The sequence below is a fragment of the Colwellia sp. MB02u-14 genome (genome assembly GCF_014076915.1).
In the GTDB taxonomy this organism is placed as follows: Bacteria; Pseudomonadota; Gammaproteobacteria; order Enterobacterales; family Alteromonadaceae; genus Colwellia_A.
The window spans coordinates 155,437-170,884 of the sequence record NZ_JACGUX010000079.1; the positions used below are offsets into that span (position 1 = coordinate 155,437).

The following is a 15,448-nucleotide window of genomic DNA, read 5'->3' on the forward strand; positions in this document are numbered from 1 at the left end:
ATTGCTTTAATTATTTGCTTATCACTTTGAATGTGTTATTAAAAAGGTGCTGTTAAATAAAAAGGAGTGTTCTATGGAAAAGCTTCAACAAGTATTGGGCTCATTTGGTAAAAGATCTAAGCCCTCAGAAAGCACTAATAAGAAAAGAAAATGGCGTGAAATAGAACTAATAAAGGAAAGGTTTCAACTTGAAAAAGAACTGAAAGCGTATGAAGACTCGTTAGAGTTTATGTTGGAAGATTTCTAGCTTTATTTCAAAATGAAAAAACCCAGTTTTTAACTGGGTTTTTTATTATTTACTCTTGGATGAATTAAAAACTAAGCTTGCTCTAAAGTTTGATGAGTGGGTTTCACACCTATTAATTCCTTTAGTCGCTCAACAATTAAATAGTTCACTGGCACTAAAATTAACGTAATAAAAGTCGCAAACAAGATACCAAAACCAAGAGAAACAGCCATTGGAATAAGGAACTGTGCTTGTGTTGATTGCTCAAAAAGTAACGGCATTAAGCCAATAAAAGTGGTTAAGCTCGTTAACATCACCGGACGAAAACGCGAAGCACCCGCGGTAAGCACCGACTCCATCAGTTTTATCCCCTCTGATCGCTTTTTATTAATAAAGTCAACTAACACTAGAGAGTCATTTACCACAACACCAATGAGTGCCAACATCCCCAGCAAACTCATAATAGTTAACTCCATACCCATTATCCAATGACCTATTACCGCGCCTATCATGCCAAAAGGAATAACACTCATAACAATAAGGGGCTGTATGTAAGATTTAAATGGAATAGCCAGTAAGGCATAAATAATAAAGAAAACAAAGAGCAATGCCCAAGCTAACGAACCAAAAGATTGACGTTGCTCTTTCGCTTCTCCTTCTAGAGAATGACTGACACCAGGATATTGTAGCAGCAGTTCATCTAAGTAGGTTTTAAGATCAGCCTGTAATATTGTCATGTTGGTATTCTCTTTTTCAACATCAGCACTAACACTAGCGGTTCTGTAACGATCAATTCTAGAAATAGTTGAAGGACTCTTTCCTGGAATTAACCTAGCCACATGTGCCAGAGGCACCGAACCACCATTGGGGGTGCCAACAAGAATACTTTCTAAATCAGCGGTCGTTCTTCGTTCATTTAATGGTAGTCGCACCATTACACGTACATCGTCTCTACCTCTTTGAATACGCTGAACTTGTGATCCAAAAAAAGAACGGCGTACTTCATTAGAGATACTCACTCTGGTTAGCCCCAAAGCTTTGCCTTGCTCAGTTAACTCAATTTGTAGCTCTTGCTTACCATCTGACAAGCTATCTTCTATATCAAAAACGGTTGGATATGTTGCTAAACGCACCTTAACTTTATCAGTAATTTCTTTAAGTGAGTCTAATGAACTTGCTTTCAATTGCACTTGAATAGGATTGGATGACCGACCTATTTCAGCTCTAAAAGTCATACTTTCAGCCCCAGGAATTGGCCCAATCATTTCCCGCCACTCCCGCACTAATTGCGCAGAGCCAATAGATGAGTGCCTAGACTCTGGCGGTGTTATTTCAAAGCGCACACTTCCTTGATTTGTCGTACCACCTCGACCACCAGTCGTGGCTAAAATATTAATGATGATGCTTTCATTAGTTTCTTCATCAATATATTTAGCACGTAACACTTCTGCTTTTTCGGTCATTTTTAAGATATGTTTATTGGTTACCTCAAATGGCGAGCCCGCGGGTAAAGTTAATGACGCACGTACAGTTTCACTGGGGATTCTTGGGAAGAAAATAAATTTAGTCCAGCCACTCATGACCAAGGTAATAATGATTAAGAAAACCCCGACAAAACCAAAAAACGTAGCCGTTTTAAAATTAATCGCTTTTTGTAATAACGGCTGATAATAACGTAATATTGTACTTTCAAAGCCATCGGCAAAACGTTGTTGAAATTGACTAAATTTAGATGTTTTTGTTTTTTGACTACGTAACTTTAAATGCTTTAAATGCGACGGTAAAACAAATTTTGATTCTATTAAGGAAAACAATAATACCGGAATAACAATGACAGGAATTTGTGCAAACAATGCGCCTCGTGCACCTTCAATAAACGCGAGAGGCAAAAATGCAGCAACGGTGGTTAATACCCCAAAAGTGACTGGAGTTGCCACTTCTTGTGTGCCTCTAATAGCCGCTTCTTCACCTGAGCTAGCTGTTTTTAAATGGGTATAAATATTTTCTCCGGTGACAATGGCGTCATCCACCACAATACCGAGTACTAAAATAAAGCCAAACAAACTCATCACATTAAGCGTAATACCAAAAAATGGCATCGCGATAAAAGCGCCCATAAACGAAATAGGAATACCAAGAAATACCCAAAACGCGATCGATGGGCGTAAAAATAAGCTCAATAATGCGAGGACTAAAATGCCCCCTTGCAGCGCACTTGTTGTTAGCGTGGAAATACGATTTTTCACCACTTGGGAATCATCATCCCAATAGCTAAGTTCCACACCTACAGGCACGTTACCTTGTTGTTCATCAATATAGTTTTTTACTGCATCAGCAACATCGATAGCACTTTGTGGGCCAATACGGTAAATATCAATAAAGGCTGCTTGTTTGCCATTAAACCTTGTTCTTACCGGAGTTTCTTCAAAAGCGTCGGTGATCAATGCAATGTCAGACAAGCGTAAAATAGAACCGTCAGTGTGGGTCTTTATTGCTATCTCAGCAAACTCATCTTTACGATAGGCTTGGCCTTTGGACAACAATAAAATATCACCACCTTGTGTTCTTAAATTACCTGCAGAAACGTCAGTGCTAGCATTATTAATTGCAGCTGATACTTGGGCGATAGTTAAGTTATATTGTTGTAATTTGTCTTGCGGAATTTCAATAGAAATTTCGTAATTACGTACACCACTCAGTTCAGCCTGGGTAATTGAAGGTACTTTTAACAGCTCGTCACGTACTTTTTCTGCGTACTCTCGTGTTTCTTTTTCGCCATATATACTCGCGACACTTACCGAAATAACTTCCCGCTTTCGCGTAGCTAGAGAAACAACAGGCTTTTCAGCCTCTGCTGGGAAAGTGTTAATAGAGTCGACTCGGCTTTTAATGTCAGCCAATACTTCTCGTGCATCATAACCGCTATCAACTTCAATATTAACAGAAGATGCCCCCTCAGAAGAGCGACTAGATATTTCTTTAATGCCCTCTAAGTCTTGTATAGCCTCCTCAATACGAATAGAGATACTTTTTTCTACATCTTCGGGTGTCGCGCCACGTAATGAAACGTTTACGTTAATACGATCAGAGGCAAATGAGGGAAAAACCTCTACGGGTATCCTTACGGAAAGACTAAACAAACCTAAAATCAATATGGTTATTAATAATAGATTCGCCGCTACGTGATTTCGAGCAAACCATGCAATCATTGTGATTCATCCTTTGCTTGTTTAGCTGCTTTACGTTTCTCTTGTTTTTCTGCTTTACGTTTCGCTATTTTATCTTGTTTTTTTGAACCTTGTTTATTACCTTGGCTTGACACACTGCCTTCAATGGCAACAGGCGTTCCTGAACTTACTTGACCTAACGACGTTAGCACCAACTCGTCACCAGCAACGAGCCCAGACTCAACAATTGACTGTTTACCATTTTGCCAACCGAGAGTAACTTCTTTACGCATCAACAAGCCCTTTTCTACCGTATAGACATAACTGCCTTGATAAATAGCACTGCTAGGTATAACCAACGAATGACTTAATGCTTTACCTTCAATTTCAGCGGTAACATATTGGCCTATTTTTATCGGTGATCCATCAGAAGTTTTTGCGTCATAGGGGCGATTAATTTGTGCAACGACATAAAGTTGCTGCGACTGCTCATCAATAGCACTTTCTGTGCGAATAATTTTACCATTCCACGATTGATGTCCAATTAGGTCAGAGGTTAATTTTACGTCATTTTTACGGCCCTGTTCGCCAATATCACGATACACTTCAGGTAAGTTCATCAGGGCAAGATCTTTATTTTGAATCGGGAGTCTAATTTCTACATAATCGACAGCAAAAATGGTTGCAAGTTGACTATTGCTTGAGACAACTTGACCAATACCAACTTGTTTTTTTAGAATTCGCCCAGCATAAGGGGCAACGATTGCCGTACGCTCGAGTGATAACCTTGCTTTATCTAATTGTGCTTGAGCAGAAAGCATTTTTGCTTTTGCAGATTCAAGCTGCGGCTGTCTTAGCACAAGCACATTAGCCGTTTTACCATTTCCTAAACGTTGCCAGTCGGCTTGAGCTTGTTGCACTCGAGCTTTTTCTTCAAGTAAGACTTGGTTGGCAGACAAAAGGTTTGCTTGAGAGACTTTAACTTCCGACAGGTAATCTCTATCATCAAGTTGAACTAATACATCGCCTTTTTCAAAAAATCCACCATCACGAAATTGCTCACTTACCTGGGTAATTTGCCCTGAAACTTGTGAAAAAAGTATACTTTCAGTACGAGGTTTTACCGTACCAAAACTTTCTACCATCACTTGATAACTTTCTGGTACTAAAATTTTTGTTTCAACGGTCATCTGGGGTGCTTTCGAGGGTTTAAAGCGTTTTGATTGTGGCGGATTATTAAAAATCAAAGTAACTAACAGCAGTGTCACACCAATAATTGCAGCTAAGAGTATCAGTTTTTTCTTTCTACTTGGTTTTTGAACTGTTGCATGATTTAGAGAAGAATGTGAAGACATAATTATTTAGCCTTTGTATAAGTAGTAGTGACAGTTTTTTCAGACACAGTGAAGTCGCCACCGAGTGCTAAGTGAAGCTGTATTCGATTGGCAATTAAGCGATTTTTAATTTTGATCAGTGTAGTTTGTGCGTCAAACGAACGCGTTTGAGCATCAAGTACCGTGGTATAATTGACTAGACCACTTTGATATTGTTCAAAAGAAAGTGTAGCGGCAACCTTGGCATTTTCTTGTGCTGCCAACATACTTTGATAACTATGCTTTAAGCTTTTCTCTTGTGTTATGGCGTTTTCAACGTCAGTAAAAGCACTATATAAATGATCAAGGTATTGCTGTTCGTTTTGTTTTAGCGATAAACGTGCTTTCTCTTCATTAGCCGCTAAGCGACCTGCATTAAACAACGGGGCAGAAATATTACCAAGTAATGACCAAGCTAACGATGAACCTGAGAGTAAATCATCAATATCAGTTCCACTGTCCCCTAGCGATGCTGTTAAACTCAAACTTGGAAAACGCTGCTTATGTGCATAAGCAAGGCCGGCATCTTTAGCAAGAAGCTGATACCAGCTTGCTATTAACTCAGGTTTTCTGCTGATAAGTTCTGATGGAAGTCCTAGCGGAATATCTGAAGTTAATAGCGGTAAATCAGCATCAACTCGTAGCTTTCCTGCGGGGTAATCACCGACTAAACGCTCAAGTTGTCTCACTAACTGCTTTTTTGTAGATTTTTGTTCTGAAACACGAGTTAGCTCATTGTTTAATTCATTACGAGTTAAGTAAACATCGAGCGCCTCTCCTAGCCCGCTGTTGTAACCTGACTCAATAATATCTAAATTTTGTTGTGAATTGTTAACTCGGCTTTCATACAAGGATAATAGTTTTTCAGCTTCTACCACTGCAAACCAAGTGGTTACTACATTAACAGCCAATTGCTGCTTACTTTGCTCAAAACGTGACTGCTCAGCCATAAAAGTTAAGTTAGCTTGCTGGTCAGCTGCAGAAAGCTTCCCCCATAAATCAAGCTCATAAGTCAAATTCAAATTAACCGAACTTGAATTAGCGTAACTATCATTGTTATTATTTTTATTTCGACCTGAACGCAAAGATAAATCAAGGGACGGCCACAACGAACTACCCGAAATAATCAGTTGCTGCTTTTGTATTTCAACATCATACGCTTGAATGCTTAATTGATGATTAGAGGCGAGTGCAGATTTCACTAGCTGGTGAACTTGTGGACTATCTAATTGATATAACCAATTGTCTTCAACCGGTAACTTTTCATTACTTTGCTGCCAAGTTGTTGGTAAGTTGATATTTTTAATATTTTCATCAAGTTCTGAAGTACTAGAGCAAGCTAACAACAGACTTGTTGTTAGGCCAACAATAATACCTTGTTTGACATTCGTTCTCAGACGATTTTCCATAAAATATGAAACCACTACTGCTATTTTTAATGGCTTAATTGTATTCAATAATGATAAAAAATAGTAATGACTTTACAAAAGTTTACTTTCAGTAAAAGTGTTGCGATGAATAGCAGATATTAAAAGGTGAGTGGTAATTTGTTACGCTATTAACTTAGTGGGTGCAGTAAAGAAAATAAACGTAGATATTTAATTCACTTAACATAAAACGAAAAAAGCCCACAATCACTTGTGGGCTTTTTAGTCTCAATAAAGAGAAATATGGTGCCTTGACCCGGAATCGAACCAGGGACACGAGGATTTTCAATCACCTAAAACTCATATCAAACTGTTATATAATTTTACTTTCTCTAGCAAAATTATATATGGAAAAGTTAATCCAACGTTTTCTGTTTTATTCTATTAGACATCAGTCTTGCCAGATAGATAATAGATGACTTTTACAATACATGTAATAATCTTACTTGATACTTAACTAAATACGAGAAATATTTTGAACAGTAATTTTGTCGATAAATCAAAATGAAGGTTATTGTATTGAATACCATGGTTGCTTGATTTGGCTATCTACTGGTTTTATCACATGTTCAAGTCCCATCGCTGCTATCGAGTAACTAAGAAAGTTAAAGACATTCACCACGAAATTGACAAAAACACTTACCATCAAAATAGTAAGAAACTGAATAGGTCATTGATAAGGTTATTTACCTTAAAGCCATAATGCCTAATCATGGTTGTGGAAAATAACAGCAACATTTACCATTTTTATTTTGAAAAAGGTGAATCGGTTAGCAAAAATTTTATATATGAAAAGCTAAAAGTAAGTAAATATCAACTTGCTATTACCAAGCGAAATATTAAAAAAAAGATCCTTATACAACACCTATTAATAAAACATGGGGAGTTGACTTAACAACTGTGAATTTATCTGCAAAACAGCAAATTATTTTAGGTATTGTTGATCATGGCTCTCGTCTAAATCTGAGCTTACGACATCTAAAATCCAAACACTCTGCAAATATTTGCTCGAGGTGATTCATGTTATTCTAAAATTTGCCTTTCTGTCTTTATCAGAACGGATAACGAGCACTGTTTTACTTCTTCACTCATGAAAATTGGCATAAAATTGTTAGGTATAAAGCATCAAAAATCTGATATTTCTTATCCTTGGCAAAATGGAGGAATTGAACGTTTCTTTGGTACGTTTAAGGTACAATTTAAGCAACTTGATTGGTCAAAAGTTTGCCCTAATTATTTACGATCAGAACTTAGTAGATTTCAGGTTTGGTATAACTGTATGAGAATTCATGAAAACTTGAACTATCAAACTCCTACTGAATTTTTACTAATCGTAAACCAAAGGCAAAGCACAATTAATCTCTGATTTGGATGGTGTTTTATGTGGTTACTATTTTTCAGATTGATCAATGAAAGAAGTTTCAAGTTAATATAAATATTACCATTAAGACAAAGTGGTCATTTCTGACACATATAATTTGTTAAAGAACATAAATTAAATAAATTAATAGATGACTTTGGCATAAACCTGAATATTAGTTTTTGTTTTATATCTATAAAACTAAATTAACGGTCAAATTCTAAAAAATAATCGTTGATTTATATACAATTCATTACCCGAACGATTACTCATGAAGAGAACTTATCCCTTAAAACTAAGAAGTATTACTAGTAGAAAGTAAATCTAATGCATTGATTAAAAGCTCATGTTCCTCATTACCTCTGATGATATCCCATGCTTTGTATAAGTACCCACCACCAAATATAGCAAACATGACAGGGGGAAGCCCGAACATATTTTCATCAAAAAACATAATTGTACTTGGTATAAAAGCAAAAACAGTAAAAATAGTACTCAGAATACAATACACCCATTTATATATTTTTTGTTTCTTTACGTATTTGTCAATTTTTTTTGAAAGTTCCAATTTTGTCACACCCCCTCCCTAACCTTACTTTATTTAACAAAAAAACTATCAATAACATTTTTAACTATACGGCTAGGATAAAAAACTTTCTACTTTTTTATTCTTAATCTCAAATTTCAATACACCAATAAACCGACACCAAAATGATAATAAAATGTAAATATATAAAAAAAGGAAAGTAAAAATGAATTGGATTAAAAATATTGGACTTATCCTAGCAGTAATTATTTTGTTATTTATTAAGATAACAAGTGATCGAGAAGGAATATCAATAACTGTTAGTTCTGCATATGCAATTGAACGCATCGGAGTAAATTGTGATCAATACTGTTTGGATGAGATAGCACGTCAAGATGCTTTATTTGAAGAGTATCGAGTATTATATGATGAGTATTTTGGTGTTGGCGCTCTCGCTCAAGTAGATCTAATGTACGTTAACACGACCTTATTAAGAGCACAAATAGTTGCAAAATGTATGGATAACTCTGATGCACAATTAGCTGGTTGCCAGGCAGAACTAACCAATGCACGGAATACTGGTGGTGATGTCTGTAGTCTTCTTGGAACTTTGCTTGGTCCATTATTGGGGGTAGTTGCAGTTGGTTCATGTATAACCTCAACTCATTATGCAGTTCAAGAGGTTCCACAAGTTTGCAATTTAATGAAAGCAAATGGTAGAGCCGATTGCTATAGTATTCAATAATTTTTGAGTACTAACTAAGTGGTATTGATGAAATTCATCAATACCAAGTTTTACAAAAGATGGGAATTACAAAAGTTGAATTCAAGAGTTCTTAAAGTACTAGTTTACAGTTTATTAATATTTTTCATTATACTTAGTTTGTTTTTTTTAAATATAAAAGAAAATATTGAAGCTAAAAGCACAACAGTTAAAGAACTGAAATCAACAGAACAACCTGAATATGTTATGCCTGAACTCACTTTACCCACTAATCAACCTCAAACCGATTTAACGTTGAATATATGTGATAATTATCTCACACAAATTGAGGATATTTCTTTGTGGTCAAAAGAAAAGTCACATGAAATAAAGAAATTTTATCAAAATTTAGTAAATGGTAATGCTGAGCGAACAAAGTTAGATTACATTTCCATATTTTCAGGTGTAAATTTTATGAGAGGAAGAATTTTTAGCATTAATCCTTTCGAAAGAAAAATGCTGCCACCTTTAGCGGATACCAATGCAGAAATAATGAAAAATAATGCTAGCGCTTTATTTTCACAATTATTAGAAGAAGACAATTTGGTTAAATTGATACAGTCTTTCTCAAAAGGAGAACTGCCTATAAATGGGTATGTCTATTATTCATATAAAGTAATTCCTCCTATCTCACATATACTTCTAAAAAATAGCAATAAACGAGGACAAGATGCAGTTTTACAGTTACTTGATTTGGGAGCTAGCCCTGCATTTATAGATTTAGTAACAGCAACAGAGTTATCTTTACCCATTTCTTTTGTTGATAGACTTTATATGGCAGGAAATGCTGACGCTACAAGAGTTTACTTTGATTTAGGTTATTATAACTCTCTAGCCTTAGTTGCCACCAAATCGCTCTCACCTGAACTGGTATCTTATTGGCTTTCATTAAATAGCCCCGCATCTCCAGATCCATTTCATTTAAATGCGCTCGATTTGCTAAAAACACCTAAAAATGAAAATCAAAAAAACGTATATATAGAAATATTTTTATCATTGATGGAAAATGGAGTTAAACCTAATTATCAATCAACCGTAGATAATTTATTAAGCTGGCTGCCTAAAGATTTAATCAACAGTTATGAAAGCACATTTTCTGAAATCAACGATAATAAAATACCAGAAGACTGGAAGCCTTCTGTCTATGTAAATGTTTTTGAATTGTATAAAATAGCATTGCAGGGCCACTTGCAAGAAGAAGGTACTGATATTATTACCAATCGATGCTTTTTACTTATGGGAAATAAGATGATTAGCCTTGCTTTAAGTAAAAAATCAAAAAAAAGAGCGATAGGAGTTGAAACAAAAAACATTTCTTTTGAATTAGCCGCAAAAAAATTACTCAAAGAAAAACAAACAGAGAATATTACAATAGATGAATTAATCGATAACCTTTCGATGAGAAATGATCTTGTAGGTAAGCTAGCAATACAAGGATTACTACTTTCAAATGTACAAAACCAGATTGATTCTCAAAATAATCGCTTTAAAAATGAGGTATCTGAAGAGCAACGAGATGCTTTAGAATCAGCATTTACAGCTTTAGAACTTGACGATTGGCAAAGTATTGAGGAAATAATCTTTGATATAGAAGAATCCAACGATAAAGAAAAAATAGACATGCTTCTGATGATAGCAATTTCATCGAATCAGAATTGGCTCACAATAGAGTCTTTATTAGAACAGGGAGCTGACTTACCCAAGAATTCAATTATTCTTTTAGCGCAAAGTAATAATGTTTCATTAGCGAGGAGGCTAATACCTTACGGCTTAAATATAAAGCTTATAGATAGCATAGGTAATAATGCGTTCTATTATAGCGTGATTTTTAACGCTAAAGAAATGATTGCTTTTTTATTAAGCCAAGGTGTGGAGTTAAACATTAATTCAAAGGGTTTAGACCCCCTCGATCATGCTCTAGCACTGATAAAATATCAAACTGAAATCATTCAAATTGTTGAATTGTTAATTAATGGAGGAATTAACATATCTAAAAGTCATAAAGAACGAACATCAAGCTATAGTCATTCTAACCCATCAATTTATAATCAATTAATAAGTAAGTTCCCCCAGTTATTAGATTAAACTAACGTTCATTAAATAATGCAGCACACTTTCCAAGTATTAAAAATACTTGTTGAGACATTAATAAAGCCTGTAACAAATTTTTTGTAACTGTCAATTTTAAATAAAGTTCTTTAAACGCTTTTCGAATTCAATCATATATCGATTCAAGACCTCTTCCCTTTATCTAATGGGCATTGTCCATTTATTGATGACGCGTCTATCGCAAGGTAAATCACTTCCTCTTCGAATCATCAGAAGACTTGTCCTTAAAGGAAGACTGCTTTAATCGCATCAAAAAAACCTTTAAGACCATCAACAGAGCCGATAGATTACATGTCTATCACCCAAAAGGTGTAACTATACCGTGAAGAAAAAACCTATATTATTGTTAGTAGCGTCACACTGTTAATGGTAAGTTCATGTGGAACTGACCAGATATCGACCAGACGCCTAAAACGAAAAAAGCCCACAATCACTTGTGGGCTTTTTAGTCTCAATAAAGAGAAATATGGTGCCTTGACCCGGAATCGAACCAGGGACACGAGGATTTTCAATCCTCTGCTCTACCGACTGAGCTATCAAGGCAATTTGAATTTCTGGCGAATTTCAAAGAAGCGTCATAATATAGGGTAATCATCTTTCAGGCAAGCATTACCTAACCACTTTTAAATTATATTACTCTCTAACCAAGCAGTTAATCATTTCGCTATTTTTTAAAATATTATCAATAAACAAACGACTGTACGTAAATTTTTTATTTTAGTATTTAACGCCCATAAAAAAACCAGCATCTCTGCTGGTTTCTTAAATTAACATCGTTAAATGCTAGGTGAAAATTGCGACCATTCCCCAGAAGAAAACAATCGATAAACCAGCACCTACTGGCAAAGTAATGACCCACGAAACAACAATATTACGTACTACGGTTAAGTTAATTGCTGCAATACCACGCGCCATACCTACACCTAAAACAGCACCTACTAATGTTTGTGTGGTTGAGATAGGTAAGCCTGTACCTGAAGCAATAACAACCGTACAAGCAGCCGCTAACTCTGCCGCAAAACCACGACTAGGTGTTAAATGCGTAATACCGTTACCAATGGTTGCAATAACCTTATGACCAAACAAAGCCAGACCCGCAACAATACCAAAACCACCCAGTGGTAATATCCACCATGCAATAGCAGATTTAGCCGCAATTTCGCCGTCATTACCGACAATACTAACAACAGCAGCTAGTGGACCAATAGCATTAGCTACATCGTTTGAGCCATGAGCAAATGCCATTGCACAAGCAGTAACAATCATTAGAAGTGCAAATACTTTTTCTACGTTAGCATAATGCGTCTTCTTTGCTGCATTCTCATCAAATTTTAAACGGTTGATAAAAAGCTTGCCAATAAACGCAACTAAAACAGCAACGATAATAGCGTATATATAACCTTCAACTGAGCCTATATCTAAACCTAAATGCTTTAAACCTTTCTTAATAGTGACTAAAGCAAGTACGAAACCCGCTAAAAACATGTAAAAAGGTACCCAACGTTTAGCTTGTATCAAAGGATTTTCTGTATCAAAAATTAATTTTTGTGCGCTGTTAAAAATAAGAAACGCGATAATACCAGAAATAAGCGGTGTTACGATCCAACTACCCACAATGCCAAGTACTTTGCCCCATTCAACTGCATCAGGACTTACACCAACAGCAGCAAAACCAACAATAGCACCAACAATTGAATGTGTAGTAGATACCGGCCATCCTAAAATAGAAGCAATGAGTAGCCAAGTAGCCGCGGCAAACAAGGCGGAGATCATACCAAAGACAAGTAATTCAGGGCTGTCAACGAAGTAAGCAGCGTCAATAATACCTTTACGAATCGTTGAAGTAACTTCACCACCCGCTAAATAAGCACCGGCAAATTCAAAAACCATTGCAATAAGAATCGCCTGTTTAATCGTTAGCGCTTTAGAGCCAACTGATGTACCCATCGCGTTAGCGACATCGTTTGCGCCAATGCCCCACGCCATAAAAAAGCCAACTACGCCAGCCATAATGACTAACATTGGGCCATGTGTTAATATAATATCCATGAATAACCTTTATTTTCTAGCGAGTAAAATTTCTAATCGGGCACCAACACGCTCGGCTAAATCAGCTAAATCACCTATCCATTCAATAATTTGATATAGAAACATTACATCAATTGGATTTAAGTCATTTTCAATAGCCAACAAGTCGCTACGCAATTTAATTTGCATACCGTCAGTATCATCTTCTATTTCATCTAATTGATTGATCATTTTTTCAACCAATGCTACTTCTCGACCACGAAATCCAGTTTCTAATAAATCGTCTAATTCATTAATAGCGTCCGCTGCTTTTTCCGCTGCGTCTATATTTCTAGCTACATAAGTCACAAAAGATGCTTGTAGTGTTTCAGGTATAACAAGTTTGCGCCCTAAAATACGTCCGGCAATATCTTTTGCTTTGTTAGCTATTTTATCTTGTTGGGAGAGTAATTCTAATAAGTCTGCTCGGTCAACCGGCATAAACAAGCCACCCGGTAATTCTAAACGGATTTGTCGTTTTAGGGTGTCAGCGTCACGTTCATATTTTGAAATTTTACTGCGAAGCTTTCCTGCTGTAGACCAATCTTGTGCAGCACAAGCAGCAAAAAAAGGAGTGAGTTGATTACAACACTTAGTGACCAATCGAATGTGTTTTTCTAATGGTTTAATAGGTGACTTTGCAAAGACACCTAGTATAGAATTTGTAGCCATAATTTATTCCCAGAGCCAAATTGCTCTTTGTTATTATTCGTCGCGGATATTAACCCATTTAACACGATCTTCAAGCGTTTTATGACAATACCTATACTTTTAGATAGATATACCTATCATTTGTTAAAACAGTATAGGTATATATAAAGTTATTTAAACGTAGCGGCTTTTTATAAATTTACAAAGATTTAATATCTTCAGCCGTTGTGTGACGCACATCTTTGCCTTTAACGAAATAAATGATGTATTCGCAAATGTTTTGACAGCGATCTCCAATGCGTTCTAAAGCTCGGGCTGACCATATAACACTCATTATTTGTGGAATTGAACGTGGGTCTTCCATCATATAAGTCATTAATTGACGCATTAACGCTTCATACTCACGGTCAATTTTCTCATCATTGCCATGTGTTTTAACCGCAGAATCTACATCCATTCGAGTAAAGGCATCTAAGGTCGCTTGCAAAAACTCTAAAACTTTACGCCCTAAATTGTCCAAATTAAGTAACAGCGCTTTTTGCTCTCCAGAGAAACTCTCTAAAGCAACTCGAGCAATTTTTTGTGCTTCGTCGCCGATACGCTCTAAATCTGCAATTGTTTTTACAACTGCCATAATCAAACGTAAATCACCTGCGGCTGGCTGGCGTTTAGCAATAATGCGCGTACATTCATCGTCAATACTAACTTCTAAGGCATTAATTTTGTAATCGTTCGCTAAAACATTTTTAGCCAGTGCTTCATCTGCATTATAAACAGCAGTCAGTGAATCACTTAATTGCTTTTCAACTAAGCCACCCATGTGCATGACATGGTTAATGACATTTTCTAAATCTTCATTAAATTGGCCTGAGATATGACGACCAAGATTGATGTTATCCATTATTTTTCCTTATACTTCTACAATAAAAGTAGCATATTAATCGTCTGTATTAACCGTAACGGCCAGTAATATAATCTTCAGTTTTCTTTTTCGCGGGTGTAGTAAACAGCGTATTCGTATCGCTGTATTCAATTAAGTCACCCATGTACATAAAAGCGGTTTGATCTGAAACACGTGCTGCTTGTTGCATATTATGCGTAACAATCACCACGGTGAACTGCTTTTTCAAATCGTTAATCAATTCTTCAATCGTTAAGGTTGAAATAGGATCGAGTGCAGAGGTAGGTTCATCGAGTAACAATACTTCGGGCTTAATCGCAATCGCGCGAGCAATCACTAAACGTTGCTGTTGACCACCAGAAAGTCCTAAAGCACTGTCGTGCAAACGGTCTTTTACTTCATTCCATAATGCAGCACTGCGTAATGCTTTTTCTGCAGCTTCATCTAGAACACGTCGATTATTTTCACCCATAATGCGCAAACCATAAACAACATTTTCATAAATACTTTTAGGGAATGGATTAGGCCGCTGAAATACCATACCCACTTGGCGACGTAACGCTGCAACATCAACTTGTTTACCATAGATATTTTCGCCATGAAGATTAATTTCACCTTCAATCTTACAAATATCAACCAAGTCATTCATGCGGTTAATACAACGTAAAAGTGTCGACTTACCACAACCACTAGGGCCGATAAATGCAGTAACTTGTCCTTTAGGAATAGACATACTGATATTTTGTAGTGCTTGTTTTTCACCATAATAAAGGTTCAAATTCTTAATTTCTAGTGCCACTTGCTCTGGCGATAAGTTATTGAGATCAAGTTTAACTTTTGGGTCTAATGTTCTTGGCGTGACTGAAATCATAATATTC

The 15,448-nt window shown here is 36.1% G+C and carries 12 protein-coding genes and 1 tRNA gene; 4 read left to right on the forward strand and 9 right to left on the reverse strand.

All coding sequences use genetic code 11. The annotated features are described in order from the left end of the window. The first annotated feature begins 73 nt into the window (after positions 1-73). On the forward strand, positions 74-247 hold the full coding sequence (locus tag H4J52_RS11045) for a DUF3545 family protein (protein WP_182177007.1): 174 nt from the start codon (positions 74-76) through the stop codon (positions 245-247). Between the two features lie 71 nt (positions 248-318). Here the strand turns inward: H4J52_RS11045 and H4J52_RS11050 are convergent, their stop codons facing one another. The 3 genes from H4J52_RS11050 to H4J52_RS11060 are packed head-to-tail and all read right to left on the reverse strand — an operon-like array spanning position 319 to position 6,175. Then, positions 319-3,435, reverse strand: a complete 3,117-nt coding sequence (locus H4J52_RS11050) for an efflux RND transporter permease subunit (RefSeq protein ID WP_182224701.1) — start codon at positions 3,433-3,435, stop codon at positions 319-321. Then, complete coding sequence (locus H4J52_RS11055; RefSeq protein WP_182177009.1) at positions 3,432-4,748, reverse strand: efflux RND transporter periplasmic adaptor subunit; 1,317 nt, start codon at positions 4,746-4,748, stop codon at positions 3,432-3,434. Before H4J52_RS11055 ends, H4J52_RS11050 begins: the two co-directional genes overlap by 4 nt. Positions 4,749-4,750: 2 nt before the next feature. After that, complete coding sequence (locus tag H4J52_RS11060; RefSeq protein ID WP_182224703.1) at positions 4,751-6,175, reverse strand: TolC family protein; 1,425 nt, start codon at positions 6,173-6,175, stop codon at positions 4,751-4,753. A 1,108-nt stretch (positions 6,176-7,283) separates the two neighbouring features. Between H4J52_RS11060 and H4J52_RS20485 the strand changes: the two genes are divergently transcribed. Beyond that, positions 7,284-7,559: an integrase core domain-containing protein gene (locus H4J52_RS20485; protein WP_404851982.1), complete on the forward strand. Its 276-nt coding sequence runs from the start codon at positions 7,284-7,286 to the stop codon at positions 7,557-7,559. A gap of 289 nt (positions 7,560-7,848) precedes the next feature. Here the strand turns inward: H4J52_RS20485 and H4J52_RS11070 are convergent, their stop codons facing one another. After that, positions 7,849-8,130: a hypothetical protein gene (locus tag H4J52_RS11070; RefSeq protein WP_182224707.1), complete on the reverse strand. Its 282-nt coding sequence runs from the start codon at positions 8,128-8,130 to the stop codon at positions 7,849-7,851. A gap of 175 nt (positions 8,131-8,305) precedes the next feature. On the opposite strand from H4J52_RS11070, the gene H4J52_RS11075 reads away from it, so the two are divergent. Beyond that, positions 8,306-8,824, forward strand: a complete 519-nt coding sequence (locus H4J52_RS11075; protein ID WP_182224709.1) for a hypothetical protein — start codon at positions 8,306-8,308, stop codon at positions 8,822-8,824. A gap of 27 nt (positions 8,825-8,851) precedes the next feature. Then, positions 8,852-10,927, forward strand: a complete 2,076-nt coding sequence (locus tag H4J52_RS11080) for an ankyrin repeat domain-containing protein (RefSeq protein WP_182224711.1) — start codon at positions 8,852-8,854, stop codon at positions 10,925-10,927. 491 nt (positions 10,928-11,418) lie between these two features. Here the strand turns inward: H4J52_RS11080 and H4J52_RS11085 are convergent. The 5 genes from H4J52_RS11085 to pstB all read right to left on the reverse strand — a co-directional run bounded on the left by H4J52_RS11085 (position 11,419) and on the right by pstB (position 15,441). Continuing rightward, a tRNA-Phe gene (locus tag H4J52_RS11085) sits at positions 11,419-11,494 on the reverse strand. 240 nt (positions 11,495-11,734) lie between these two features. Beyond that, on the reverse strand, positions 11,735-13,000 hold the full coding sequence (locus H4J52_RS11090; protein WP_182177011.1) for an inorganic phosphate transporter: 1,266 nt from the start codon (positions 12,998-13,000) through the stop codon (positions 11,735-11,737). Between the two features lie 9 nt (positions 13,001-13,009). Next, entirely contained in the window at positions 13,010-13,690 is a 681-nt protein-coding gene (locus H4J52_RS11095) for a TIGR00153 family protein (RefSeq protein ID WP_182177012.1), read from the reverse strand. A 178-nt stretch (positions 13,691-13,868) separates the two neighbouring features. Beyond that, entirely contained in the window at positions 13,869-14,570 is a 702-nt protein-coding gene (gene phoU / locus H4J52_RS11100) for a phosphate signaling complex protein PhoU (RefSeq protein ID WP_182177013.1), read from the reverse strand. A 49-nt stretch (positions 14,571-14,619) separates the two neighbouring features. After that, positions 14,620-15,441 (reverse strand): phosphate ABC transporter ATP-binding protein PstB, encoded by an 822-nt coding sequence (gene pstB, locus H4J52_RS11105; protein ID WP_182177014.1) that lies wholly within the window; start codon positions 15,439-15,441, stop codon positions 14,620-14,622. Positions 15,442-15,448 lie beyond the last annotated feature (7 nt).

Coding starts and splice junctions, on each gene's coding strand:
- H4J52_RS11095 (WP_182177012.1), bottom strand. CDS start 13,690: ATGGCTACAAATTCTATACTAGGTGTCTTTGCAAAGTCACCTATTAAA.
- H4J52_RS11055 (WP_182177009.1), bottom strand. CDS start 4,748: ATGTCTTCACATTCTTCTCTAAATCATGCAACAGTTCAAAAACCAAGT.
- H4J52_RS11045 (WP_182177007.1), top strand. CDS start 74: ATGGAAAAGCTTCAACAAGTATTGGGCTCATTTGGTAAAAGATCTAAG.
- H4J52_RS11050 (WP_182224701.1), bottom strand. CDS start 3,435: ATGATTGCATGGTTTGCTCGAAATCACGTAGCGGCGAATCTATTATTA.
- H4J52_RS11075 (WP_182224709.1), top strand. CDS start 8,306: ATGAATTGGATTAAAAATATTGGACTTATCCTAGCAGTAATTATTTTG.
- H4J52_RS11090 (WP_182177011.1), bottom strand. CDS start 13,000: ATGGATATTATATTAACACATGGCCCAATGTTAGTCATTATGGCTGGC.
- H4J52_RS11080 (WP_182224711.1), top strand. CDS start 8,852: ATGAAATTCATCAATACCAAGTTTTACAAAAGATGGGAATTACAAAAG.
- H4J52_RS20485 (WP_404851982.1), top strand. CDS start 7,284: ATGAAAATTGGCATAAAATTGTTAGGTATAAAGCATCAAAAATCTGAT.
- H4J52_RS11060 (WP_182224703.1), bottom strand. CDS start 6,175: ATGGAAAATCGTCTGAGAACGAATGTCAAACAAGGTATTATTGTTGGC.
- pstB (WP_182177014.1), bottom strand. CDS start 15,441: ATGATTTCAGTCACGCCAAGAACATTAGACCCAAAAGTTAAACTTGAT.
- phoU (WP_182177013.1), bottom strand. CDS start 14,570: ATGGATAACATCAATCTTGGTCGTCATATCTCAGGCCAATTTAATGAA.